The 24,760-nt window shown below is 43.5% G+C and carries 31 protein-coding genes; 8 read left to right on the top strand and 23 right to left on the bottom strand.

What is annotated here, in order from left to right:
• The first annotated feature begins 333 nt into the window (after window positions 1-333).
• Window positions 334-522, top strand: coding sequence for a hypothetical protein (locus MKP07_RS24285; RefSeq protein ID WP_240849633.1), 189 nt, complete (start codon window positions 334-336; stop codon window positions 520-522).
• Window positions 523-768: 246 nt separating this feature from the next.
• Here MKP07_RS24285 and MKP07_RS24280 read toward each other — a convergent pair whose 3' ends face one another.
• Complete coding sequence (locus MKP07_RS24280; protein ID WP_240849632.1) at window positions 769-996, bottom strand: hypothetical protein; 228 nt, start codon at window positions 994-996, stop codon at window positions 769-771.
• Between the two features lie 16 nt (window positions 997-1,012).
• Window positions 1,013-1,303: a hypothetical protein gene (locus MKP07_RS24275; protein ID WP_240849631.1), complete on the bottom strand. Its 291-nt coding sequence runs from the start codon at window positions 1,301-1,303 to the stop codon at window positions 1,013-1,015.
• A gap of 210 nt (window positions 1,304-1,513) precedes the next feature.
• Between MKP07_RS24275 and MKP07_RS24270 the strand changes: the two genes are divergently transcribed.
• Together MKP07_RS24270 and MKP07_RS24265 are read left to right on the top strand one after the other, a co-directional pair.
• The gene (locus MKP07_RS24270) at window positions 1,514-1,864 is read left to right on the top strand and encodes an ATP-binding protein (protein WP_240849630.1); all 351 of its coding nucleotides are present in this window, start codon (window positions 1,514-1,516) and stop codon (window positions 1,862-1,864) included.
• 133 nt (window positions 1,865-1,997) lie between these two features.
• Entirely contained in the window at window positions 1,998-3,974 is a 1,977-nt protein-coding gene (locus tag MKP07_RS24265) for a PAS domain-containing sensor histidine kinase (RefSeq protein ID WP_240849629.1), read from the top strand.
• Between the two features lie 67 nt (window positions 3,975-4,041).
• Here MKP07_RS24265 and MKP07_RS24260 read toward each other — a convergent pair whose 3' ends face one another.
• The 6 genes from MKP07_RS24260 to MKP07_RS24240 form a co-directional block, all read right to left on the bottom strand.
• Window positions 4,042-4,413 (bottom strand): response regulator, encoded by a 372-nt coding sequence (locus MKP07_RS24260; RefSeq protein WP_240849628.1) that lies wholly within the window; start codon window positions 4,411-4,413, stop codon window positions 4,042-4,044.
• Complete coding sequence (locus MKP07_RS24255) at window positions 4,410-5,951, bottom strand: PAS domain-containing sensor histidine kinase (RefSeq protein ID WP_240849627.1); 1,542 nt, start codon at window positions 5,949-5,951, stop codon at window positions 4,410-4,412. Before MKP07_RS24255 ends, MKP07_RS24260 begins: the two co-directional genes overlap by 4 nt.
• Window positions 5,952-6,261: 310 nt before the next feature.
• Window positions 6,262-6,447 (bottom strand): hypothetical protein, encoded by a 186-nt coding sequence (locus MKP07_RS24250; RefSeq protein WP_240849626.1) that lies wholly within the window; start codon window positions 6,445-6,447, stop codon window positions 6,262-6,264.
• Window positions 6,448-6,510: 63 nt separating this feature from the next.
• On the bottom strand, window positions 6,511-6,660 hold the full coding sequence (locus MKP07_RS42890; RefSeq protein WP_394803597.1) for a SpoIIAA family protein: 150 nt from the start codon (window positions 6,658-6,660) through the stop codon (window positions 6,511-6,513).
• A gap of 400 nt (window positions 6,661-7,060) precedes the next feature.
• Window positions 7,061-7,357, bottom strand: coding sequence for a hypothetical protein (locus MKP07_RS24245; RefSeq protein WP_240849625.1), 297 nt, complete (start codon window positions 7,355-7,357; stop codon window positions 7,061-7,063).
• A gap of 118 nt (window positions 7,358-7,475) precedes the next feature.
• Complete coding sequence (locus tag MKP07_RS24240; RefSeq protein WP_240849624.1) at window positions 7,476-7,670, bottom strand: hypothetical protein; 195 nt, start codon at window positions 7,668-7,670, stop codon at window positions 7,476-7,478.
• Window positions 7,671-8,085: 415 nt separating this feature from the next.
• Between MKP07_RS24240 and MKP07_RS24235 the strand changes: the two genes are divergently transcribed.
• Window positions 8,086-8,520 (top strand): HEAT repeat domain-containing protein, encoded by a 435-nt coding sequence (locus tag MKP07_RS24235; RefSeq protein ID WP_240849623.1) that lies wholly within the window; start codon window positions 8,086-8,088, stop codon window positions 8,518-8,520.
• Between the two features lie 658 nt (window positions 8,521-9,178).
• Window positions 9,179-10,333, top strand: a complete 1,155-nt coding sequence (locus MKP07_RS24230) for a hypothetical protein (protein ID WP_240849622.1) — start codon at window positions 9,179-9,181, stop codon at window positions 10,331-10,333.
• 292 nt (window positions 10,334-10,625) lie between these two features.
• Here the strand turns inward: MKP07_RS24230 and MKP07_RS24225 are convergent, their stop codons facing one another.
• The 12 genes from MKP07_RS24225 to MKP07_RS24180 form a co-directional block, all read right to left on the bottom strand.
• Window positions 10,626-10,847, bottom strand: coding sequence for an RHS repeat-associated core domain-containing protein (locus MKP07_RS24225; protein ID WP_240849621.1), 222 nt, complete (start codon window positions 10,845-10,847; stop codon window positions 10,626-10,628).
• Window positions 10,848-11,323: 476 nt separating this feature from the next.
• Window positions 11,324-11,638 (bottom strand): hypothetical protein, encoded by a 315-nt coding sequence (locus MKP07_RS24220; RefSeq protein ID WP_240849620.1) that lies wholly within the window; start codon window positions 11,636-11,638, stop codon window positions 11,324-11,326.
• Between the two features lie 17 nt (window positions 11,639-11,655).
• Window positions 11,656-12,123, bottom strand: a complete 468-nt coding sequence (locus MKP07_RS24215; RefSeq protein ID WP_240849619.1) for a hypothetical protein — start codon at window positions 12,121-12,123, stop codon at window positions 11,656-11,658.
• A gap of 34 nt (window positions 12,124-12,157) precedes the next feature.
• Window positions 12,158-13,081, bottom strand: coding sequence for a hypothetical protein (locus MKP07_RS24210; RefSeq protein WP_240849618.1), 924 nt, complete (start codon window positions 13,079-13,081; stop codon window positions 12,158-12,160).
• A 23-nt stretch (window positions 13,082-13,104) separates the two neighbouring features.
• Window positions 13,105-13,386: a hypothetical protein gene (locus MKP07_RS41395; RefSeq protein WP_317235885.1), complete on the bottom strand. Its 282-nt coding sequence runs from the start codon at window positions 13,384-13,386 to the stop codon at window positions 13,105-13,107.
• Window positions 13,344-14,567 carry a sodium:solute symporter family transporter gene (locus tag MKP07_RS24205; RefSeq protein ID WP_317236090.1) on the bottom strand — a complete coding sequence of 408 codons (1,224 nt, stop codon included), beginning with the start codon at window positions 14,565-14,567 and terminating at the stop codon, window positions 13,344-13,346. The genes MKP07_RS41395 and MKP07_RS24205 overlap by 43 nt, the downstream gene beginning before the upstream one ends.
• Complete coding sequence (locus MKP07_RS41390; protein ID WP_317235884.1) at window positions 14,564-14,734, bottom strand: hypothetical protein; 171 nt, start codon at window positions 14,732-14,734, stop codon at window positions 14,564-14,566. The genes MKP07_RS24205 and MKP07_RS41390 overlap by 4 nt, the downstream gene beginning before the upstream one ends.
• A gap of 20 nt (window positions 14,735-14,754) precedes the next feature.
• Window positions 14,755-15,210, bottom strand: coding sequence for a hypothetical protein (locus MKP07_RS24200; RefSeq protein WP_240849617.1), 456 nt, complete (start codon window positions 15,208-15,210; stop codon window positions 14,755-14,757).
• Window positions 15,211-15,221: 11 nt separating this feature from the next.
• A complete protein-coding gene (locus MKP07_RS24195; RefSeq protein WP_240849616.1) occupies window positions 15,222-16,007 on the bottom strand; it encodes an acyltransferase family protein in 786 nt (261 codons plus the stop codon).
• Window positions 16,008-16,287: 280 nt separating this feature from the next.
• Window positions 16,288-17,961 carry a RagB/SusD family nutrient uptake outer membrane protein gene (locus MKP07_RS24190; RefSeq protein WP_240849615.1) on the bottom strand — a complete coding sequence of 558 codons (1,674 nt, stop codon included), beginning with the start codon at window positions 17,959-17,961 and terminating at the stop codon, window positions 16,288-16,290.
• Between the two features lie 17 nt (window positions 17,962-17,978).
• Window positions 17,979-21,020 (bottom strand): SusC/RagA family TonB-linked outer membrane protein, encoded by a 3,042-nt coding sequence (locus MKP07_RS24185; protein ID WP_240849614.1) that lies wholly within the window; start codon window positions 21,018-21,020, stop codon window positions 17,979-17,981.
• 61 nt (window positions 21,021-21,081) lie between these two features.
• The gene (locus tag MKP07_RS24180; RefSeq protein ID WP_240849613.1) at window positions 21,082-21,957 is read right to left on the bottom strand and encodes an inositol oxygenase; all 876 of its coding nucleotides are present in this window, start codon (window positions 21,955-21,957) and stop codon (window positions 21,082-21,084) included.
• 202 nt (window positions 21,958-22,159) lie between these two features.
• Between MKP07_RS24180 and MKP07_RS24175 the strand changes: the two genes are divergently transcribed.
• Genes MKP07_RS24175 through MKP07_RS24170 form a run of 3 tightly spaced genes read left to right on the top strand, consistent with a single transcriptional unit; the run spans window position 22,160 to window position 23,173 of the window.
• Entirely contained in the window at window positions 22,160-22,423 is a 264-nt protein-coding gene (locus MKP07_RS24175; RefSeq protein WP_240849612.1) for a LacI family DNA-binding transcriptional regulator, read from the top strand.
• Window positions 22,390-22,638: a type 1 periplasmic-binding domain-containing protein gene (locus MKP07_RS39420; RefSeq protein WP_262919453.1), complete on the top strand. Its 249-nt coding sequence runs from the start codon at window positions 22,390-22,392 to the stop codon at window positions 22,636-22,638. Before MKP07_RS24175 ends, MKP07_RS39420 begins: the two co-directional genes overlap by 34 nt.
• Before the next feature lie 16 nt (window positions 22,639-22,654).
• Entirely contained in the window at window positions 22,655-23,173 is a 519-nt protein-coding gene (locus tag MKP07_RS24170; protein WP_262919452.1) for a substrate-binding domain-containing protein, read from the top strand.
• Here MKP07_RS24170 and MKP07_RS24165 read toward each other — a convergent pair.
• Genes MKP07_RS24165 through MKP07_RS39410 form a run of 3 tightly spaced genes read right to left on the bottom strand, consistent with a single transcriptional unit; the run spans window position 23,168 to window position 24,757 of the window.
• Complete coding sequence (locus MKP07_RS24165; RefSeq protein ID WP_240849611.1) at window positions 23,168-23,509, bottom strand: nuclear transport factor 2 family protein; 342 nt, start codon at window positions 23,507-23,509, stop codon at window positions 23,168-23,170. The genes MKP07_RS24170 and MKP07_RS24165 overlap by 6 nt on opposite strands.
• 59 nt (window positions 23,510-23,568) lie before the next feature.
• A complete protein-coding gene (locus MKP07_RS39415) occupies window positions 23,569-24,258 on the bottom strand; it encodes a glycoside hydrolase family 99-like domain-containing protein (protein ID WP_317235883.1) in 690 nt (229 codons plus the stop codon).
• Window positions 24,245-24,757 carry a glycoside hydrolase family 99-like domain-containing protein gene (locus MKP07_RS39410; protein WP_262919451.1) on the bottom strand — a complete coding sequence of 171 codons (513 nt, stop codon included), beginning with the start codon at window positions 24,755-24,757 and terminating at the stop codon, window positions 24,245-24,247. The genes MKP07_RS39415 and MKP07_RS39410 overlap by 14 nt, the downstream gene beginning before the upstream one ends.
• Window positions 24,758-24,760 lie beyond the last annotated feature (3 nt).

Below are 24,760 nucleotides of genomic sequence, written 5' to 3'. Positions count from 1 at the left end.
TCCTGGTGATAACTGATCTCTTCCGCTGATGATGGGTCCTGAGGCTCAAACCCCGGAGCCAAAAGAATATTATATGCGTGCTTAAAGCTAAACTTCGCTTCTTCTTGGCTGTTGAAATGTAGTAAGGAGCTAGCTTCTAAATCCCGGACTATTACGGATTCCATTTTCATCAGTCGCGAGCCTATCAGATATACCGTTTGTGTTTGCATGTCTTTCATAAAGAGGTTGCCTTGTCAAATATAAAGGTACTTATTATCCGGTATCTTACCGGCAGAAATCGTAATTTACCAAAGCGAAGAAGGCCATAATTGGTGTACATTTACCCACTCAAATTTGGACATGTCTATAGATGACCTCATCAATCAAGCCCTACAAGTAAATGGGCAGCATGTGGGCGCCACGGGCTTATTAGCGGTAGTGAGCGATGTAAAAAATAAGGAGCTATATTTACTGGACCTGCAGGAATTCTTCTCGGAGAATATGCTTCACTTCAGCAAGGGCACAACAGCTGCTGTCATTTAAACGGGTATTTATTCAAACGAAGAACAGGCCCGGCTCTGTATCGAAAACCTGCGGGAGTTGGGTCATCCGGGTCCTGGGATACTTCATTCAAGGGACTGGCACTTGCTAATGAGCAACCCCGCACCAAGGATGCGGCAGAGGCCGCCATCGATTTTGTACGCTATCATATCAGGGATGAGGATCGTTAGCCGAATTTTCTACCTTGCGAACCGGCGCAGCCTGTCACGGGCCTTCCAAAAGTAGCCGTTACCTTAACACCGGATAGCCGAGGCTCCATAATACCTCTTTCAGATTATCGGAAGAAAGGTCCATTCCTCCAAAGTCCACACCTACCACCTCGGTATCCTTACCCTTTGGAATGAGCAGGCGATTGGGACCCACCTGTAACAGGGCGCTACTTTTGTCGGTATAAATGAGGTTATAATAACTACCCTTGCTGATAATCTCGATGTCTTTGATCCATTTATTATTCATAGTGTAAAGTTTTAAATTATAGGGGCGCTACAGTCCCGGCGTCCGGGATATCTTCGACAGCGCTAATGTAGTAAAGCGAACCCTCTGTAAGCATATGCTCCAGCTTACCAAAATGCGCCGCGTAGTCCAGGTCAAAGATGAATTGATACTTCCCCTTTAGACGACTGGCATGCAGGCGGGCATGGATCAGGGCTTCATAGCTATGCATCTTCAATTTTTGTGGAATATTGTCCTGAAGCGAACCGGTATCTATATCAGGTTCCAATATGACAAACCGTTTCCTTTGCATCTTTAACCGCTGCAGCATTTCGCTGCCTTCTTTTCACTTACCATAACATGTGGATTATAAATGTCACTTAAACAAATGACGCGCCAATTTTTCAAGGGTCCTCTATCAGCATTGACCTGTCCGATATCGTCACCAAATCTTCACCGGCCAGCGCACTGGCGCACGCATTCAAAACACAGCGCCTTGAGGTTAAGCAGGTGCCTATTAATAATAAATAAGAGCAGCATTATGGATAGAATTCCCATTTTAAAGATGGGCAGGTATTTACTGGTAACCATCCAGGTCGATCTATACGACCGCCTGGCCCTTGACCTGGAAAGCGACCTGGTGAAAGACCAGGGGGCCGGCATGAACAAACAGACTGTTTCCCATGTATTCAGCAAATTCTACAAAGGCGCCCATGGACAAAGTAAATTCAGCTGCCTGGGAATGGGTCTGTATGTAGCTTCCACGATCATGTCTGACCACGACGGGAGTATTACAGTGTACAGTACACCCCGAGCGGGATCTACCTTTACGATCCGCATCCCTTTATGCCAGCCGGATTGCAACCACCCGGAAGCTATGAGACGGGAATGAATAAGTAGTGAAGTCATCAATTTTAAGACCTTAATAATGCTGCTATCCTTTAGTTCTTCACATAAAATTGAAGATAAGCGCCTGAGCCTGCAAACTGCGTACATTTGCCTGACAAAATTATTTATAACCACCCGTGAGTGATCTTTCCTCCCTGCCTGTTACTGACCACCTGCTTTCAGAAATCCTGGCACTTTCGCGGGATGCGACCGCTATATATACCGGTGAAGATATTGTGATCCGGATGGCCAATGACCAGATGATCGGATTCTGGGGCAAGGACCGGAGTATTATCGGACAGCCTATCGCCGTTGCCGTGCCTGAATTAGCGGGACAGGAATTTATTCCCATCCTGCAAAATGTCTGGCGTACCGGCACTACCTACCAGGCATTTGAGACGCCTGCTATTCTTCGTGTCAACGGGCATACGGAAACATTTTATTTTGACTTTACTTACCGTGCGCTCTTGGGTGCTGACGGAGAGGTCTACTGTATTCTTCATACGGCCGTTGATGTGACGCAAAAAGTGAAGTTGCAATCCCATTTCAGAGAGCAGGAACAGGAAAAGCTGTTGCTACATCAAAAGTTAACAGTTTCGAATAATAACCTGATCCAGGCTAATAAGGAACTAACCGATATGCAGGAACAGATGACGGGACTGCATACCCGGCTGGCTGACAGCGAAGGACTGTTTCAGAGCATCTTTGCCCAGGCCCCGCTCGGGCTTACCTGGCTCAGGGGGCCGGATATGATCGTTGAACAGGTCAATGAGCCCATTTTAAGAATCTGGGGCAGAACAGCTGCAGAGGTGATGGGTAAGCCCATAAGAATTGCCCGGCCCGAACTGGAGGGCCAGACCATCCTGGACCGGCTGGATAAGGTATACCATACCGGCATCCCAGAAGTAAATGCCGAGTACAAAGTGCTGCTCAAGGAGGGACAGGGTCTGCGTGAAGCTTACGTTAATTCGGTTTACTCGCCTTTAAGGGATGGGCAGGGAACTGTGCAGGGCATACTGGTTATAATTGACGAAGTAACGGACCGGATCAGGGAACGTCAGCAGCGGGAGCTTCTGGAAGAACAGTTCCGGATCAGTGTGGAATCTGCCGACCTCGGCACCTGGTTTGTTAATCTCGATAATTACGAGCTGATCAGCTCCCCCAGGCTCCGTGAGCTGTTCGGTTTTCACGGCTTTGAAGCTATTACGCTTGACCAGGCGATCGGGCAGATCCGGGAAGATTACCGCGACTCTGTTTCATCGGCGATCCATTCAGCCATAGAAAATGAAACCAGCTATGATATGGAGTATCCTATTATCGGCCATTATGACCAGAAATTAAAATGGGTTCGTGCTACCGGCAAAATTTACCCGGCCAGGCCCGGAGCACCCGCCAATTTCTCAGGTGTACTGGCAGATATCACCGATAGAAAGCTGGAAGAAAAACGCAAACATGATTTTATTGGCATCGCCAGCCACGAGCTAAAAACGCCCCTCACATCGGCCAAGGCTTACGTACAGTTCCTGCTCAAAAAACGGACCCAACTTCCCGAAATGACTATCGGTATGCTGGAGAAGGTGGAACGGCAAATTGAAAAAATGCATAGTATTATCACTGGTTTTCTGGATGTTGCCCGGCTGGAATCCAGCGAGATAAGACTCTATAAAGATAGGTTCCTGCTTAACGAGCTGGTGGAAGAATGCCTGGCAGAAGCGGCTCTTTTTACCAGCCGCCATGAATTAAAGATGGACTTCCAGGGTGTGATTCCGGTCACTGCTGACCGGGACAAGATAGGCCAGGTCATTAATAACTTTCTCAGTAATGCCGTTAAATACTCACCCAATGCAGGTAGTATTGTGATCAGCTGCCGCCGGGAAGCAGGTTACACAGGTGTATATGTTACAGATAGCGGAATTGGTGTTCAGCCAGCGGATCAGGAAAGATTGTTTACCCGCTTCTACAGGGTAGAAAGCCAGGACACCCAAACCATCTCCGGTTTTGGTATTGGTCTATATTTATGCGCCGAAATCATCCGGCTGCACGATGGGATCATTGGTATGGACAGTGAGCCGGGGGCAGGTTCAACCTTTTACTTTAAACTACCGCATAGTTAGTGCATATTACTAGCGCTGAATTGATTAAAATTGCCGGGGATCATGATGTGAACAATTGTTTTGTTCACTATACATAACAGTACTTCTGAAAGATTGCAGTCAGATCCATGATGTCAAATGGTTTAGCCAGGTATTCTGTAGCCCCGTTGAGCTCGGCAATCTGCCGGCCATCCCTGCTGGCGGAGATGATTACTACCGGAAGCTCCTTCAGAGCAGTATCTTTCCGGATCGTCTGTAATATCATATCACCCGACATAACCGGCATCCAGAGATCCAGCACTACTAATGCAGGATGTTCCTGCCTTATGGCTTTCATGACCTCCATGCTTTTGGAGAGCGTCACCACCTCGCATCCCGCAGTTTCTGCAACTAATCCCAGCAACTCCAGTATACTTTGATCATCATCGCAGATAATCACTTTTGAATTACCTTTATTCACGCTTCAATGGGTATTGTAAAGTTAAAAGTGGTACCCTGGCCTTTCTCACTGTTTAGCCAGATGGTCCCATTATGATTTTTGATGATCTGCTCACATACATAGAGCCCGATGCCCATACCGGCAAATTTCTTCTGAAACTCCGCACCGCGAAAAAACCGCTGGAATACCCGTTGCTGATCTTCCAGGTTAATACCTACACCAGTATCCCTGACAGAGAGCTTTACATAGTCACTTACTTTCGAAATATGTACATAAATCTCTTTGCTATCAGGACTATACTTGATAGCATTGGCAAGGAGGTTATTAATCACCTGAACGATCTGCTGTTCATCAGCTTTTACCAAGGCCCTACTCGAACCGGTACTGATAATAGTATGATCCGGACTTACCGATTGCATCTGCTCTATCGTCTCAGCCACCACTTTATCAAAGTCGAAGTTATCTTTATGAATCTCCATATTGCCGGATTGTATCCTTGACACATCTAATAGATCCGTAATCAGCATATTAAGCCTATCAACTGAAACATTTACTTTATCAAATATCACCTGATATTGATCCGGCATTCCAGCAGGCTGCAGGCGACTCAGCATCTGCAAAAAGCCCTTGATGGAGGTAAGTGGTGTTTTTAACTCGTGGCTGGCAATCGATAGAAAATCGTCTTTACGGCGCTCGATTTCCCGGCGCTCCGTAATATCTTCAATTGCTATTAATATCCGATCCTTGTACTGACCTTCCAGCTCAATACGATAAGCGTTCAAGAGCATCAGCTTTTTACCAATATGCGGGAACTCGTGCTCTACTTCGAAATCAAGTACCGGGTTGTTAGTAGGTAGGATCTTGAGCAGCAGTTCCTTAAGCTTTTCAATATTCCATTGCCCATTACCCAAATCATAAAGTAATTTACCGATCGTTTCCTGGCTGCTGACCTTGAAGGTTTTAAAGAAATGATCATTGGCACTGATCACTTTAAAATCGGGATCCAATACCAGCAGGCTTTCCCGTACAGTTTCTATTATACTGGACAAAAATGCCTCATTCTCCTTTAGCTTAATAGTTCGTTCCCTGACTTGCTCTTCCATAACGGCCTTCTGCTCCAGAAGCTCCAACTCAGCTTTTTCCCTGAGCGTGATGTCATTCTGGACGCCTATAAAATGCGTCACTTTTCCCGAAGCATCGCTAACAGGCGCCATGAAGAGTTCGTTCCAAAACAGATCGCCATTCTTCCGGTAATTACGAATCTCAACCTTGCAGCTTTCTGCTTTTTCAACCGCGACAGCAATCTGTTGTCTTGCTTTTTGCGAGCGATCCTTACCCTGGAGAAACCGGCAATTATGACCAATAATCTCAGAACGGCTATACCCGCTAATCTTTTCAAATGCTGTGTTGCAATATATAATCGGATTATCCGGCTGCTGGTTATCGGTTATAATAATGCCTGAGACTGATGCGTTCAGGGCACTGAAGAGCAGGCTGAAGGTTAAGCCCTGCACGTGGCCGCCTTCCGAGACGATATTAGGATTCGATGACAATAGCATAAATTTAAAAGACCCTTACCCAACTTCGAACATAACCATATTTAAAGCAGCGCCGGGCCTGACGATTTTTATATTGAGGTTTGCAGTGTTATTGCTAAAATGATACCAAATTACTGATCACACCAGCTGGTGACATTTTATCCCGCGCTATGATGTCATTTCTCGCGTCCGCGGTTCTGAGAGACGGCTTAAGGGATGTCAACATTTCCGGGAAGCAGTATTACCAATCTTAACGAAGTTTTCAAGGGATGATAAAATAGGTGATAGAATCCTTATAGAATAAGGATTCTCTGTTATCCGATGCAGTTACCTAACAGTCCATCATCCGCAGATTTTTTTGAGTAATAACGTGGAAGGTCCGGCCACTTAACTTTTGCTCATGAAACTCCCACTCGTCCAGGTTAATGGTACTGCCTTCAGCCACCTGGGCAATGGCATCAGCGGTAAGGAGTACAGGAAGTTCACGAAGGCCGGTTAAAATATCGATGTCAAGCATAAGGGATTGATTAATGTTGTTGATCGCATTAATTCAATAACCATACCAAGTACCGGTGCAAATTCATAAGGAACTTACCCAGGACAGCGCCTCCTGGTAATGGCTGTGCTCAAATACCTTAAACTCACCAGGCATGACTTTGAAAACAGCATCAGTGAAAGCCTTAACCGCTTTTACATCACAAATGATGGCAGCCTTTCGCCAGTTTTTCAACTACTCTATACACAGTAAGGTTTTGCACCCAAGACCCAATCGTAAAGTCGGTCAGCTCTGTATCAATTAAATGTACATAGTTCAATTCCTGTTGCACTTTGACATGCTGCTATACAGCAGGGATCAAAGTATCTTTAAAATCGTCTGCCGATACCGTGCCAGTGGCCCGGAAGGCGATTACATTTTCGGCTACAGAGTCTATAAGGGTGATCATAGTATTATAGCTGCTAAATCTGTACTAAGCCTGATGGGGCGTAATTTATATAGTTCCAATATTAACTTTGTACCAGGTTGACAGGAAATGAAGGATGAGAGTTGACGATTGACGGATGATAGTTTATTGTTCATTGAAATAAACGAGATAACAGATGATAGCAGTAGTTCGTTCACCATTGATTGTTCAATGCTTTACCAGATCTGAAATACTCTCATTGAGATCCAAAAGCCGGCCATCTCTGATTGTCATCCGGCACTCCTCGCCCACCCGCTCTACAGCTATTATGTCCATCTCCTTCAGGCAGAAGTTGTCCTTACCTGAAATAACCTTCAAGAAGTCTGACGGTGACATGGCTCTCTTATCCAACGCATTACTAAAGGCTTGCTTAAACCTGTCAGCCATCAGCGGTTTGTAGAGGAGCGCGCTAACTCCGGTTTCCAATAATTCATACATCCGTTGAAATTGCTGATCGGAAATCATCCAAATAATTTTTGAACAGATTTCCCGGGTTAAAAGGTAATGGGTCAGACTAAAGTTAACTGGCGGTTCCAGGTTTGCAAGGTCCCAAATAAGTACCTGATCTGGCCGGGCAATCAAATCATCCAGATAAACCTGAGTAAGGATGGGGGGCTGATAGGTAAGTCACTTCAATTCTGAACTGCTTCACTTGTTCTTTAATAAAGCTACCCACTGTTTTGTCTCGGTCAATTACCTGGACTTTAATAGCTATTTTCAATAAGTAAGGTTGGGTCAGCGCAGCCATATTATTGTACACGATTACACCGGGCTGCATATTATTTAACAACGCTGCAAAGGTAGCTTAAAATGGTTAAGTTAGATTTTAAGATACAAAGATGAATATGATGAAGCTGATCATTTTAATGTTACGAAACGGGCAAAAAACGCCACACCATTCCACTATTTACTATATTAGGGTTGCCTCCTTTTCAGGCTATAAATTATTTTAGCATTGTGTATAGGGGAAGTGGGGAAGTGGGTAATTGGAATACTTTTTGAAAACTTGTGCGCCATAGGATAATTAATTGTAAAATAAGCGGACCTGGTTTCTACCGGTGTCTTTTTAATCTCAACGCGGATACTGTTGGTGATATGCCTGAGACTTATCCTGCCAAACGCTGCCGACCGACCAACAGAGAAGCGAAATCGATAGAAATATTTAATTTTACTTTCCATAAAATGGACAGGTAATGGAAGCAATGTTCCAAAAACTCGCATTAGTAAAGAATGGATTTAAACCCATTGAAAAGGTAGCCCAAAAAATTGTCGAATCGCATAGTTTGTCTAAAGCGAGACAAGTTGCATTACACTTCTGCGGCAATAACATTTACCAGGTACGCTGTTGTGCCATCTTTATTTTAGGATATATTGCCTCAAAGAATAACCAGGTATTAGAAGTGATGAAAGATCAGGCAAAACTGGATCCGAGCTGGCAGGTTCAGGAAATTATCGCAAAAGCTTTTGATCAATACTGCAGGGATACCGGCTATGAACAAGCGCTTCCTACGATTAAGGGATGGCTAAATGATGAAAACCCAAACGTATGCAGAGCCGTAACAGAAGGTTTACGGATCTGGACGAGCCGACCTTTTTTAAAGCTCAACCCGAAACCGCGATACAATTAATCAGCAGGCATAAAGCCAGCGAAAGTGAATACCTGAGAAAGTCCGTAGGAAATTCGCTGAGGGATATCAGCAAGAAGCATAGAAACCTGGTCGATCAGGAAACTTCAACATGGGATTTAAAGGATAAACGAATTGCTTTCACTTACAAATATGTTCTTAAGCGGCAGTGATGGCCGGTTGTTCCTATTCATACCAGCTTTAACAAAAATCTTAGGGGTAATAAGCCTCATTCCAAAACACCCAATAGCCATCATCCATGAACTGCTATCCCCACTCTCACCTATCATCCATCAAAAATTCAGTGCACGCTCCCTCTCAGTTGCCGTCTTCTAAAGTACTATAGAACAAAATTCTTTCAGTTCTAACGCGCGCTCCACGTTTTAATAAAAATTCGAAGACCCAGGACATTATCCTAAATTTGTATTCGCCATTTGTTACACATTCCGGTAAAGAATAAGTATTCGATGTAACTTACCGTACTTTAAACGCCTTCTAAAGACTCAAAACCCATAATCCAATCAACCCGCCTATCAACCTCGATTTACCTACTCAGATTAAAAACACTCTTTATAAAAAAGTAATATTATCCCTTTTTCTATTCCTTATCGCCGTGGTCCACTCAAACGCTCAAACCCTTGCTGCAGGAGACATAGCATTTGTGGAGTATAATGCAATCAATGGCTCCAATGACCAGTCGTCTTTTTCTTTTGTTATTTTAAGACCCGGCGGCCTTTTGAATGGCACCACCATCAACTTTACTGACAATGGCTGGAACACCAACAACAATGGCCTTACATCCACAGAAGGCGTCATTACCTGGACGGCAGGGGGCGCCCTGTCACAATTTACAGAAGTTTATATCACTGCAACAGGCCAGGTTACCGTTATTGCAGCGGCCTCAACGGGCAGTGTCGTAACAACCGGTTCATTTATTCTATCGCAGGCGGGTGACCAGGTCCTGGCTTTCCAGGGAGCATTGGCAACCCCGGCCTTCATTGCAGGGATACATATGAATAGTGAAACTCTTGGAGGAGCTAATCAACCAGCCAGCACTGCCGCTGACTGGGATGCTATTGCGCTCACCAATGGTCCGGCCGGATGGACGATGTCACAAAACAGATCAGCCCGGCCTCCCGGACTGACAAATGGCACTAATGCAATGATGGGCGTATTAACGCCGGGAGTTTTAAATGCTGAATTCGACAATGGCAAAATTGCATGCGCTAACAGTACAGGTGCGACCCTGGCCGCTGTACGAAGCAACCTTAATAATGTTGCCAACTGGGATCTGAAAAATGACGCTGCTAATCCTTATGCAATCCCCACCGGCTGCACGTTCCAGATAGTTGTACTACCTGTCGTATTTGGAAACATTGAGGCTACTGCAAAGGACAATATTTTATTAGTAAATTGGGATACTTACGAGGAGCGCAGCAATGACCATTTCGAAATAGAGGCCTCGCCAGATGGGGGAAACTTTAAAACAATCGGCACCGTGAAATCACAGGCGGCCAATGGCAACTCGGATACTATACTTCAATACCATTTCAAATTTGCTATCCCTCAAAATGAAGTAATGTTAGGTATGAGTGTTTTCGGGTTGATTGCCATTCTTTTATTATCTGGACTACGCAGAAAACGGGTGTTGGCGGCTTTTGCATTCATTGCCGTTCTCGTAGTACCAGCTATTTCCTGTAGCAAGGGCAGTGATGCCAACCCTGCCGGTAAGAGCGCAATATTTTTACGGATTTCACAGGTGGATGTTGATGGAACTGAAAGATCATCAAAGATCGTAAAGGTCGTTCAGGAATAGACCCATAGACTATAGAAGATCAAAATTCTTTCAAATTGCAATCCGGCAACCTTATTTTGAACGCATGATCTTTACAGACGTACGACTTTTCGAAATAGAAAGTTTCTTTAACGAGAATATTAGACCCGATTAAAGAGGTTGTAAAATAGATTTTTATCAACTTAGATTTATCTTAAAAAACTCAGGGTATTCACCCCGAATAAATCTCTAACTGCAGATTAAATAGATTGTTATTTCACTCCCGGTTTTAAATCATAAATTTATAGATCACGCTGAAAGCCATTTAAATTTATTATATGCTTGACCCTGTTAATGATAAGGCTTCATCGGGATCTATTAAGCGTAATGGATTATTAACTACATAATTATATGGCGTCCACATATCATACGCATCTGCTAATGGATCCACCACATTCCACCTTCCTACTACCGGGTCATAGAACCTTGCCCTGTAATCATACTGGGTTAACTCATCTTGTTTTTCTTTGTTATTGTATAAGTATTTATTGGGCACAGGCCAGCTGGGTTAAATATCCAATTCAAATGGACACCGATTTCTATAGTAAAAATCTTAGTTTAATTTTAAGAATTAAATTAGAAATAATTACACTTAGGATTGCTAAGCCCAAAACCATTATTACATAGTTGCTGTTAATGCCAAAAAACACAATGCAATGATTGAATAGCTTAAAATAAAAAGAAATAGATTTAAGAATGCCTTTTTTCTTCTAAAAAAAAGAAAAAAAATTGCGAAAATTGTACTCATTGCGACAAATAAGTAAAACATATAACGCAAGGAAATACCAATACTTACATGAAATCTAATTAACATCAAATCTTGTAAAAAAAGCATCAAAGTCTGATAAAAGATAAAATACAGCAAGATTTGCAAAATGGGTTGCTTAATCTTAATCAATCGATTAGATCCTTTTTTGTGGGGTTTTCCTACTCTAAAAACAGTATGCGCATTGTGCTCATGCCTAATATCTGCTAACTAAAATTTAGTACATGTTTAAAAGGGGTTGTGCCCGTTATATACACATGTTCTCCGCTGGTACGTAATGTTCCAAAATGTGTGCTATACCGTTCTCCTTCCAAATTTGTGACCCGTTTATGGCTCACTATGCCCGGACCGAACCGGATCACATCATTACCATATCGATATTCGCCCGTGCCTTGTTCTAAAAAACTATTGCCGTTGGCATCAGCAGCCGTAACACCAGTTAAGCTTCCGCCTTCCTTAAAGCACAATTCAATAGTAAGCGGCACGCCTTTCATCCCTTTTAATTCAAACTCAAGTTGCACCGCGCCTTTGTTTTCGCTTAAGCGAATAGTCGTTTCAATGTTTTTACATTACTTACCGGGCGATTACTGAAATCCATTTTATTCCAGAACCGGCCATCCACACTGGGAGAAAGTAAATAATCACCATCTGTTTTTCGCTTCTCCCCGGGTAATGGTTGATAGTAAGGCACCTGCAGTGTTTTTCGCAGTACGTAGCTATCACCCTCTTTTTGCAACCCTTCGCTGTAGAAATAACCCATGCCAAAAAAGCCGGATGATAAACGCATGTATTTCAGGATGGCATTACCTTTTCTGTAGGAGAAAAAGTCGGGTGAATTGGATCGGCCGGACGCTATTATTAATGGCCAGTCCACGCCTCCAAAATATGTCACAGATGTATCGTTGTTCTTTATTCTTAAAAGATGCGATGTGGCAAACAATTTTTCGTAGCGATTAGGCATGGGCGCCACAACCGGCAATTGCTGTTGCAGTGTTTCGTCCTCCATAAAGCAATACAGGGAACGGTTCAGAATATCTTTTTCAAAATCCCGTACCTTCCAGCATTTTGGCGATCGCTGCAAAGTTCTTATTCCCATCAAGGATGGACATATAGCGATACTGCAAATAGAACAAAGTGGCTGTCTTTGCGGCAAACTCATATTGATCCTGCCGTCTCGAATCATTTAGAACCAGGTCTCCATTGGCTTCGATATAATAAACATACATAGCCAGGTTTTTCCGTACAGGTTCGTATAGATCCGACTTTCCGGTCAGCCTGGCTATGGTTATCAAAGCAGCATTCTCCACACCCGAATAAATGCCGCTTCGTTCAGGATAGTGACCGTCAGCATCCATAAAAACACCCTCACCCAACCAATCATCAATCCGGTCGAGATATTTCTTGTTCGGATAAAGATGATTGACCTGGGCCAATGCTGCAGAAATCACCCAACGATGATTAGGTGTATGAATGCCGCCTGTAACCAATCCCTCACCGGCCTTTAATATCACTTGTTTTAACTGTTGCTGTACCAGCTTCAGGTCGCTGCTCTTATCTTTTTGCATGATAGTTGCCGCCGGGCCTACTATCTCTATCAGGAAAGCAGTATCCGGCGGAGATTCAAGATTGCCCACATTAACAGTACCATCTTCTGATTGCGCTGCTGCGAGAAATTTAACCAGAATACTCAGTTTTTCCACAACAGCTGCCTGATGATACAAGGTTGATTCCTTCTCGCAGTAAGCCGCAGCCAAAGTTGCTATATTATAAGCAACCAGCCGACTGAACTGCAGCTTCCCCTCCTCTACCGACTTCATTAACCGCGCTGCCTGCACATCATTGGCATGAATCAATTTCCGCATCAGTTCTTTATCAATAAGCGCATTCATGCCACTTACCGGGTTTACCCACAGAGGCGCAAATGCGGCCATAGTTCCCATTTTTATGAAATCACTTCTTTTCATGTTTCAGTTTTATAAGATAAACACTACCAAAACACGGTATAAAGGGCAACCAGTACACCGCAAATAAATACAGAACCGATTACAAATTCTGTTGACACTTTAAACCAGCGCTTGTCTACTTTTATCGTATTATTATCCTGCCTGGCCGGTCTTAATAAACTTATCGCAATCATCAGCGCGGCTATAATAAAAAACGTAATGGTCATGCGATCGAGAAATGGGTAGTCTGGAAAAAAGCCTCCGGTCCAAACAGGTAAGAATTTTAGTATGGCCGATATGGGAATAGTGAGCAGCGCGCCTGCCAAAGCTGCTGTTGCCGTAGTTCTCTTCCAGAACATTCCCAATAAAAACACCGCCAATACACCCGGAGAAAAAAACCAACATATTCCTGGATAAACTGGTAAGCCTGGTCGAGCGATTTTAAGGCAGGCGTTACGATAGCCGCCATTACCATGGAAATAATAACAGCCCATCGACCTACCCGAACTACTTTTCGGTCTGAAGCATTCTCATCAAAATACTTTTTGTAAATATCTAAGGAAAATATAGTGGAGATACTATTAGCCTTACCTGCCAGCGACGCAACAATTGCTGCTGTGAGGGCCGCAAAAGCCACTCCTTTTAAACCAGCCGGCAACAGGTTCATTAACGTTGGGTATGCATGATCGGGCTTAATGACACCTGTTACGGCATCTGTCATCTCCTGTTGAAACATACCATTCTGGTGCATGACGTACATGGTGATCCCAGGTAACACTGCAATAACAGGCACTAATAACTTTAGAAAAGCAGCAAACAGAATTCCATTACGGGCAGTTTTAAGATCGGCTCCCAGTGCACGCTGAACAATATATTGATTGCAACCCCAGTAGGCCAGGTTATTGATCAGCATCCCTCCAATCAATACCGACATGCCGGGCAGCTCTTTGTAATGTGGACTACTTTTATCAAATATCATGTGGAAGTGATCGGGAGCTTCTTTTCGCAATACACCTAATGCTTCGAGTATATTACCATCCAGCCCAAATTGATCCGCCAGCAGCGATAATGCCAGGTAGGTAGTAACCAACCCGCCTATTAGCAGCACCAGCACCTGTATCACATCTGTATATCCGATAACTTTCATCCCGCCCAGCGTAACTATTACCGAGAATACACTTAAACCCACGATGCTCCATTCGAAGCTAACGGGAGAAATGGAAGAGATAGCCAATGCTCCCAGGTAAATAATAGAAGTAAGGTTCACAAATACATATACCAGCAGCCAAAACACCGCCATGATGGTACTTACCTGGTCACTGTAACGTTTGGCCAAAAATTGGGGCATAGTAAAGATCCTGTTCTTCAGGTATAAAGGGATAATGAATACAGCCACAATAATCAGTGTCGCCGCCGACATCCATTCGTAGGTTGAAATAGCCAATCCTAAAGCAAAGCCAGAACCACTCATTCCTATAAAATGTTCAGCAGAAATATTGGAAGCTATAAGCGAAGCGCCGATCGCCCACCAGGTAAGCGAACCTTCAGCGAGAAAAAATCGTTAGAGCTCATCGTGTCCGACTTCTTCTTTCGATAAATGTAATACCCATAAGCCGCTACGGCAATAAAGTATACAAAGAATACCACATAATCGGCTGGCAATAATGTATTCATTGGTGAAGTTTATCAGATCGTTATATTTTTAGAAATATCTTTCTTTTATACAGGCCGTAAAGCGCAGCAAACTGTATGAGCGCTACACCTAACCATAATATTGCGTCATGCCACCTGGCATCCGTTCTCTTAACGATACCCTCCATTAAAAAACCTGATGTTGACAAGAAATTAACCAGGCCGTGCGCCGCCAGGTAGATCAGTATGGAATTACACCCCAGCCAAACAAAAGGCCAGCTCCATTTTTTAATACCTTTTACATCTATAACAAAATAGAAAAGCGCGAATAATAAAAGACTCCAGCCTCCGGCATACAATACAAATGAGCTGGTCCACATATTTTTGTTGACCGGAAATACGGTTCCCCATGCCATTCCTACAATAAGGGACAAAATACCTGCGACCAACAAACAAGCTGTCTTTCCTTTCATAGCGTACCGGTTGTTCCGCAACAACTCTCCTGTGAAAATGCCCATCAACGCCGTAGCTATTGCCGGAACAGTGGAAAAAGGCCTTCCGGATCATATACCTTCCTGTGAAGTTTTCCGGGTAACCATAAACGGTCTATATAGGCCGAAAGATTTCCTTCGGGCGTCAATATACCCGGCCCAAATCCCGGAACCGGAACCAGCCGCAATGCCAGCCAATATCCTAAAAGTATAAAAACGAACCAGGCAATGCGCCCGCGCAATGATGTATTTAGATAGATAATGGCCGCAAAAAAACAGCTTAGCGCTATCCGGCCCAACACACTGGCAAAACGGGTTTCGTCGAAAGACTTCCATTGCAATAATCCGTTTACGATCATCCCTAATACTATCAGCAAAACGGTACGCCTTATCAATGCACGGTAGATATTTCTCCTGCCCTCTGCACCCACAGATAATTGTTTAGCATACGAAAATGGCATGCTAATGCCTGCTATAAAGATGAACAGCGGGAAAATAAGGTCATAAAAGGTGAAACCGTTCCAAACCGTATGATGTAGCTGGTTGCTGATACCCACCAGCATTTTTTCAAACAGGTTCATCTGATCTGTCATGGCTATCTGCCAGGTGGTCTTATCCTGTATCAGTCCATATTTTTGTCGAACGGATCGGGCTAACCCATGGAATATGCCTTCGCCGCTTACGATCCAAAACATATCAAAGCCTCTTAAAGCGTCGAGCGACAACAGCCTGTTACCCGGAGTTACCAAATGATCATTATTGCGCTTTTCTTCTTTCAATCCTTTTATTTTGTAGCTATTGATTCCCTTACGCTGGAACTGCAAGCGCTCCCTTTACTGTAAAAATTTTAAGTTAAAACAGCAGATTGGGTTATACGAGTTTGAAGTAATGATTGTTGATACTAAATATAAGAAATAGTAAGACATCAGCGACTATCAACCAACGGCCCGTTACAGCTAAAAATCCCGGAGGGTTGATATTTCACCCCTCCGGGATCGCCCTTAAACCACTCCTCACATCTCTACAAATATTCCATTGCCGCCGATCGTACATAAAGGTTGTAACCCGGTGCGTTTATCCTGATCTGCCAGGAATTTCTCAGCATCAATACCCCGTATTCTGAACCAGTTTCGGATTGGTATTCATAGCCTGGGTAGGAATGGGAAAAATGCGCCGATAACTATCCGTATTACTTTTAAAACCGTAAGCATTTTCATACTTCCCAAATCTGATCATATCATTTCGACGCCAGCATTCCCAGGTGAACTCACGGGCCCTTTCCGCATAAAGATCATCTAATGTTACCGAGGTCCAGGACGGTGAAGTGGTTCTGTTAGTGCGCACCATATTTACCAGCGAAAGCGCTGTATGCCCTGCTGTAGCTGCGCCTCCACGCAAAATAGCCTCAGCTTTCATTAGCAGAATATCTGAATAACGGAATAATGGAGCGTCGTTACTTTGATTACGGCTGGAAGAATTGGCATCCGGAAGAAACTTGATATTTCGTATGCCCATGTTCCATGCTATTTCGTCGTTGCCCAGATCTATAGACGCTAAAGTTTGTCTCGCAGAGATCACAGAATCTATACTCAATTGATAAGTATAAGCATCGCCTCCATCTGAACCAGTATAAAACTGATCGTACCCTTTCTTGGTTGTTCTTACCATCATGGGGCTACCATCTGACCAGAATTGATTTCCTACCAACCATTGATCTCTGCGAATATCCCCGGCATCCGTCTTAAAATAACTATTGTAAAAGCTGGATAGTGTAGCACGCGGTCCGCTGGGCCTTGCATTGATCAGTCCGCTACCAGTGGTTAGATTTAATATGATCTGGTTGAATGAATAGCTGCCGGGCGTACTTCCCGAGTAGCGGTATTTGATACCCAGGTTGCGGTTGAGATCGTAGCGAGCATGATACAGGTAACCATTACTCGTTGACGGATCATAGGGTATAGCAAAAATAAACTCTTTGAATGCAGGACCATTTGTTGGATAAAACTGGCTCAGGTAAGTTGTTCTCGGTTCTACCGCAAAATTCCCGGAACTGATAATAGCATCGCATGCAGCAATACATTCATTGTATTTGGCCGAACCCGCGTAAACTTCAGCATTCAGATAAGTCTTCGCCAGTAATGCATTTGCCATCCAGGCGGTTACCTTACCATAGGTGGTACTTCCTGTTGCTGTTTTTAGAAAAGGTATTGCTGATTTTAGTTCCGATACCACAAAATTGTAGACATCAGCTCTGTTAGCTTTAGCCTGCACACCCGGGCTGGGATAAATGGTATCCAATGGAACATTTCCAAACATATCCAGCAACTCCCAGTAAGCGTAAGCTCTCAATGTTTTCAGTTCTGCAATAGCTGTATTTTTACTGTCGCCATCTGGCGCGTTTCTGAATATGTACATTGTTTGATTGCAAAGGCCTGCGATAGAATAAGCATCGTTCCATACCGTTGTAATCCATCCGTGATCTTTATTCCAATCATGACGGTGTAACTGAATATATCCTTGTCCGTCAAACCAGTTACCGCCATATACAGGCAGGATAGCCTCATCAGAACTCAACTCCTGGGCAAACCAGTATGCCAGGGAATAATGGCCACGCAAACTGGTATAAATAGTACCCATTACAGATTGAAACTCCGCATCGGTTTTAGGAAATACATTTTCGGTATATAAAGAATTGGGAGTCACCTCAATTTTGTGACAGGAGCTCATTACCAGACAGGCTGCTATCGCTATTAAAAGTCGTTGTAAAATATTATTCATAAAATGCTTTTTAATCGTTAAAAACCAACTGACACACCTAAAAGAATGGTACGCGTTTTAGGGTAAAAACTATTGTAGTCCACACCCAACGATGAACCGCCCTGGTTAATTTCCGGATCAATACCTTTATACTTCGTTATAACGAAAAGGTTGTTTACTGTTCCGTAAAATCTCAGGCTACTGAGATATTCGCTTTTAAGATTGACGCGATAACCTAAGGTGGCATTGTCAAATCTCAGGTAGGACCCGTCTTCCACATATCTTGATGAATAATTATTGTTTCGCGAATCTGTCCTGGCATCATCTGCAGCATCAGGACTGATATTGGTTTGACCGGCTGTTACCACATAGGATAGATCGGCACGGGTTGCATTAAAAATTTTGTTGCCCATTACTCCCCGTAAAAAGAAATTAAGGTCGAAATTTTTGTACCTGAAACTGTTGTTAAAGCCGTACATCAGTTTTGGATGAGGGCTGCCCAGGTAGTGGTAGTCCGTTACCTGTGAAGGGTTGGTGGTTTCAGTACCATCGCCTTTCAAAAACAATGAGTTTCCGGAAGCATCTTTACCTATATACTGGAAAGAATAAAATTGACCCAACGGGCCGCCTACTGCTAACAACTGCAAACGGCTACCGGTTGTACCCGGACCATCAATCTGCGTATAATAGGTTGAATCTGCATTAACACCATATTGCTCGGGTCCTTTCAAGTCAAGAATTACGTTTTTATTAGTCGCCAGGTTGAGGCCTGTGGTCCAGGTGAAATTTTTCTTATTGACTGCACTAATGTTTACGTTAAACTCTATACCACGATTGCGTATCTTCCCAACATTCAACCATAAGAAACCACTGGGGTCAATAGATTGGGCTACGCTGTAAGGAAACACCATATCCGTAGTAGTTTTTTCGTAAATGTCTATCGCACCCGTTATCCTGCCCTTAAGAAACCCGTAATCAAGCCCTAAGTTTTTAGTAGCAGTAACCTCCCACTGAAGGTCTGTATTAGAGCCCTGGGTAGACCTGAATGATGCAGCAAAAACACCATTATTGTAATAGGTACCCGACTTATTGTAAAGACGCTGGGCATTATAAGCACCCAAACCAAAGGCATTACCTGTAGCACCATAACTCAATCGCAGTTTCAGATCACTGATAAATCCTGCATTCTTAATAAACTCCGACTCAGATATACGCCATGCTATACTTGCAGCCGGAAAATATCCCCATTCCTTATTCTTACCAAACACAGAGCTTCCGTCACGCCTCACAGAAGCCTGTAGTAAGATCCTTTCGTTAAAATCATAGTTTAAACGAAAGAAGTCTGAAATAAAATTCGTTTCCTCGTAAACACTGCCGCCATAGTCAACAGCAAAACCGTTCACCGTTTGATAGTTGCCCAGGCCCAGGTTATAGTAGGTGGTATAGTCATTTACAAAATTGGTCTGGCTGGTTTGCAACCCGTCATTGTTCGTATTTCTTTGCCAGCTATAACCCAGAACAGCCTTTAAATTATGCAATCCCATTTTTTTGCCCCAGGTTAAGAATGTTTCAAAAGTTTTAGAGGTATTCTGGTAATAATTCCGGTAGGCCAATCCGTTGGAATAAAAATTCCGCAGGCTTCTTCCACCACCGGGATCGCCATTGGTATAAAAACTTCCTGTGCTGTAGTTTTGAGAATAGTAGCTATTATAATACTCTCCATGTAGCCAGGTACCACGCTGATAGGAAAGATTGGCGTTATAAGTAAGGTTGAATGGTAGCTTTGCCTCCAGGGTAAAGTTTCCTTGTAAAGAACCATACTTGGTATCGTCAACCGCATTTTTGATGATCGAAACCGGGTTGAAATATTGCGTATTATTAAAGTTTTCGAAAAAAGTCCCATTCTCGTTGTAGATGGGTGACATGGGATTATACTTCACAGCCTGTTGAAACACCATGTTTTGCAATGGAACATTTGAGGCTTTACTGTTACTGCTCATAATGTTTAAGCCCAGTATCAGCCTATCATTCAGCGCATGATGCTCCGCGCTGAGTCTGCCAATAACCCGCTCCAGGTCACTTTGAAGGATAATACCCTCCTTTTTAAGATAGTTAAGGCTGGCGCTGTACATGCTTTTATCTGTACCCCCGCTGAAGGATATATTATGATTATGTGACAACGCAGATTTTTTCTGGATCGCTTCCGGCCAATTAGTGTTAGCGCCCTTGTCATCGTTTGTACTTGGCGTGTAATTATTCTTTTGAGAATAAGCTCTTAAAGCCTCGGCATCCATCAGGTCGAGGCTTCGGCTAACATTTTCAAATCCTACATATCCGTTATATGCTGCCTGCAGCTTACCTGCCCTGCCTTTCTTCGTTGTTACCATAATAACGCCGTTAGATGCCCGGTTACCATAAATAGCGGTAGCAGAAGCATCCTTCAATATGTCCATAGATGCGATATCATCAGGGGCTACACCATTGATATCAGCGCCGGGAATACCATCAATAACATAAAACGGACCACCGGGACTATTGATAGTAGAATGACCGCGAAGGATCATTGCTGCGGGGCGATTCGGATCGCCGCTGGCAGTAACGTTCAGGCCGGGTACCTTACCCTGTAATAACTGGCCGACATCTCCTATCGCACCCCGATTCAGATCTTCAGGTTTAACAGAAGTAATAGCACTGGAAAGCGTACGCTTGGAGTTTTTACCGTAACCGATAACCACCACATCGCTCATAGCTACCGCATTGGTAGCCAATATTACGTCATAATTGGTTTCTGTAGTAAGGGTTATCTCCTTTGCCAGGTAGGAAACGGCCGAAAAAACCAATACCTCATTGTTCTTTGCAGATATTATGAAACGGCCATCTTCGTTGGTTATAGTTGAATTGCCTTTTCCCTTAACGGTAACAGTAACCGACGGAACCGGGGTGCCTTTATCATCGATTACCCGACCAGAGATCTGCGACTGTTGTGCCGCTGCCGACAGTGCTGAAAAGACCAGGATCATTACCATTATGGCACTAAAAAAGTAGCCGGTGCAAGCGCACCGCCTGTAGGTTTGTATCATATGCAGTTTTTAAAGCTTGAAAAAAATTAAGGTTTAAAACAGTACTAGTAAAGGCTGAACTTTAGAACTTTAAAGTGGATGGCAGGTATTTAGCAACTAGCTCTTCGTAATAGGGTCTAAGCTTTACCCAATCGGGCGGTTCTGGGTTTTTGGAATATAGATCATAAGGATTAAACAGCTGTACCCATTTCAACATTTGCCTGTCGTGATCATCTAACAGATGATCGTATGCACCCTCTCTGTGCCAGGCATAAAAGGAGTGATAGCGCAACATATACAATCCCTCTTCAGGCAGGTAATCTTTTAACATCTGGTACACATATTCATCATGCCCCCATGACATGGTTACATTTCTTAAACCGCAGTTGGGTTCATAAACACCGTAAGGGGTATTAAAGCTGGCATTACTGTTATCCGGATTTTGCGAAAAGAACTCAGGGAAGATCACTTTATCGGAAAAAGCACATCCTACCGGGAAAGTATCTCCCACAACCGCCCATTGCGGTTCACCAAAAAGACAGAGTACTTTTCCCATATCATGCATCAATCCAATCAGTACCATCCAGTCCGGATGCCCGTCGCGGCGAATGGCCTCAGAAGTTTGCAGGAGGTGCTGCATCTGGTCCAGATCTGTATCAGGGTCAGAGTCATCCACCAACTGATTCAGAAAGTCAAAAGCCTCCCACACCGGCATTTCCCGTTTATTAAATTGAAGAAATTCTTTTCGCTTCTCCTGAACAAAATCAAAGGTTTGGTATTTATGATTGAGCCGGTAAAACTCTTTTACGGTATCGCGGGCAGGCGTCTCGTAATTCCGGTACTCCTCCGTTGTTTTTGCTGTGGCAATGCTCTCCGGGTCGGGATAACGTCTTAACAGGTCGTCTTCCCACTCGTCGAGGTTATTGAGCGGCACAGCCTCAAAATTTTCTTTGTTCATAACTGGCAATTTGTTGTTTTCGTAAATGGCAGAAAGGAAAGTCTTCGCTAGTAGTTTATCCTTGCTTATGCTAACCGTTTTCGATGTGAATTCAAAAGTGAATCTTTTAAGCGTAACTTTTATTATTTCGAAAATCTTTATTTACGAAACCGTTTTCGTAAAATTGTGTAGGATTTCAGCATAAAGAACAAAAGAAGGGTTCATGGGTAATATCACAATCAGAGAATTAGCGCAGCAACTGGGCCTTTCGATAGCAACAGTTTCAAAAGCCCTTAAAGACAGCTACGAAATAAGTGATGCAACCAAAAAGAAAATTGTAGCGTTGGCAAACGAGCTCAATTATGTACCTAATCCATACGCCAGCAGCCTTAGGAAACAACAAAGCAAAACCATTGCCGTAATCTTACCCGAAGTAGCAGACAGCTTTTTTCTTTGGCCATCAACGGCATACAGGAAGTTGCTTTAGCCAAAGGCTATCATGTATTATTCTATCTTTCGCATGAACGTTTTGAACTCGAAAAGAAGGCCATCAATCATTGTAATAGTGGCCGTGTAGATGGTGTGCTCATTTCAGTATCGAGCGAAACCAGGGACACCGAGCATATACTAAGCCTGAAAAACAAGAATATACCGGTTGTGTTTTTGACAGGGAACTGGAAGGCTACGAAGCTCCCAAGGTAGTTACTAACGACTATGAATGCGGGGAGCTGGCAGCAAGGCATCTTTTGAAAGGGGCTGTAAATTCCCGGTTTTTTTATCTACTTCCGATGCGCTGGCCATCTGCCAAAACCGCTTCTCAGGCTTTATTCATGTGATCAGTAACATAGAAAATGAAATAGCTACCCATCCTTTTGTTATAGACTGCAGTAACGACAAGAATATTTACGAGCAAATCTCATCTATTCTCGAAAAGTTTCCCGCCATTGATGGCATCGTAGCGTCTGTAGAAAAACTGGCGATACAAACGCTTTTGGTTTGCGCCGAAAATGACATTCCTATTCCTCAAAGAATAAAAGTATTGGCTTTTTCTACGCTCGAGACGGCACCTTTATTGAACCCCTCTCTTACCACTATATCGCAACCGGCGTTTGAAATAGGAAAGCACAGTACGGAAACACTGATCACTATGATCGAAAAGAAAAAACATACTATTGCCGATAACTATAAGGCCGTGATCCCGTCGTCACTGAATGCACGCAAATCAACGTTATTATAAAGGCACTACGTATGCTTTTAATTCAGCTAGTTTCCCATCCTCCAGGCGCCAGGCATCACAATAACCATAATCGACCCAGTTTTGTGCTTCATTCAAAAGTGCGATAGTACCATAAACAATGAGATAATCGCCTTCTACTACAAAGTTCTCCACCGTAACCCTGGGTGGTTGTAAATAAGCATCTTTCATGTATTTAAGCACGGCAGCTTTACCTTGAAGTGTTTGCTCGCCTACAAAAATCCAACGGGTATCGTCAGTACAATATTCCAGAAAGCCTTCATAATTTCCTTTATCAATCTCGGCGTTGGCTCTCAACAGTATTTCTTTATTATCCATATTGTATAATTGATATAAGTTAAATAAAGAGGCGAATCTGCGTTAAAGAGCCAGCTACATTATTTCTGTGAACCAAAAACGCGCTTTACCGCTTCGAGATATTTCATTTTATAAGTGGTATCCGGTTCAAGATAGCTGCCCTCCGACCACTCGTTCCAGGCATTGATGGTAAGCAGCCGCGGCTGCTCCGGATGCTGATCAACAAAAGCTTTTGCTTTCTGTAAATACTTTTCAAACTTATCGGGTGCCGGGTTGGTAATATAACCGGCTTTGAAGGGATAACGGGGATTGGCATCCCAACCGATGGTTAAATTGGGAAAATAAGGAATTGAAAAATCACGGGTAAAGCCGGTCCACATATTGGTAGATGCGTCTGCCCATTTTTCATAATCGCCATCAGGGTTTTGCAAATGGGCCCAGCAGTAATTGGTAATGCTGTTGAAGCCGAAAAAAGAAAGCACCTTATCCTGTGTCTGGATTTTATCACCTGGCACACCATTAATGTTGGCTGGCAGTGCCGACCATAAAATGCCCTGCAAATGAAGCCCGGGAAAACCAGCCGCCTTCACCTTTTTTCGAAAATCATTAAGAGCAAGCCGTGTTTGTTCCGCACCGCCCAGGCCATCTATTAAGGTTTGCAGTTCGTATATGCAGAAGACCGGTTTTCCATCAATCTTGTAATAGGAAGGATCTTTAAAGTACCGGGCGATAATACGGTCGGTCACTTTATCGAACTCAGTACGGTTCACCCCCCTTCCAGATTACAGAATCTTTCCTGGGATTACGGGTGTCCCAATAGCTGGTAGCATCATGATTGGCCCACATAATGTAAAACTTCATTCGGCCTTTATTGGCTTTCAAAAAACCATCATTTAAACAACTTTCGAGAAAAGGCTTACCCTCATACCAATACCAGTCGAAGATAAATGTGTTTACGCCATGTGCTACGGCTGCGGTTATCTTCTTATTCATTTCTCGCGGATCCGCCTCATTCTGGTAACCCCATACCGGTACTTTGGGTTGCAGATGGCCGGCCTCTTTGGGCCTTGACTTATAGATAATTTCCCATTCGCCTTTTTTCTCTGGAAAGAGAAATTCGATGCGCGGCTCGTAGTGATAAGCGGGCCAATAAAATGCAGCCACATCATACTTCTGAGCGAATATATCGCAGTAAACGAACAGCAATATTAAAAGCCAACTCAACTGAAACAACAGGCTCTTTAATCGGGTCATGATCAGAATATTCATTAC

This window comes from Paraniabella hibiscisoli, assembly GCF_022512515.1.
GTDB classification, from domain to species: Bacteria; Bacteroidota; Bacteroidia; order Chitinophagales; family Chitinophagaceae; genus Niabella; species Niabella hibiscisoli.
Note: the sequence above shows the minus strand (reverse complement) of the source record. Positions and strands in the feature narration are given on the sequence as shown.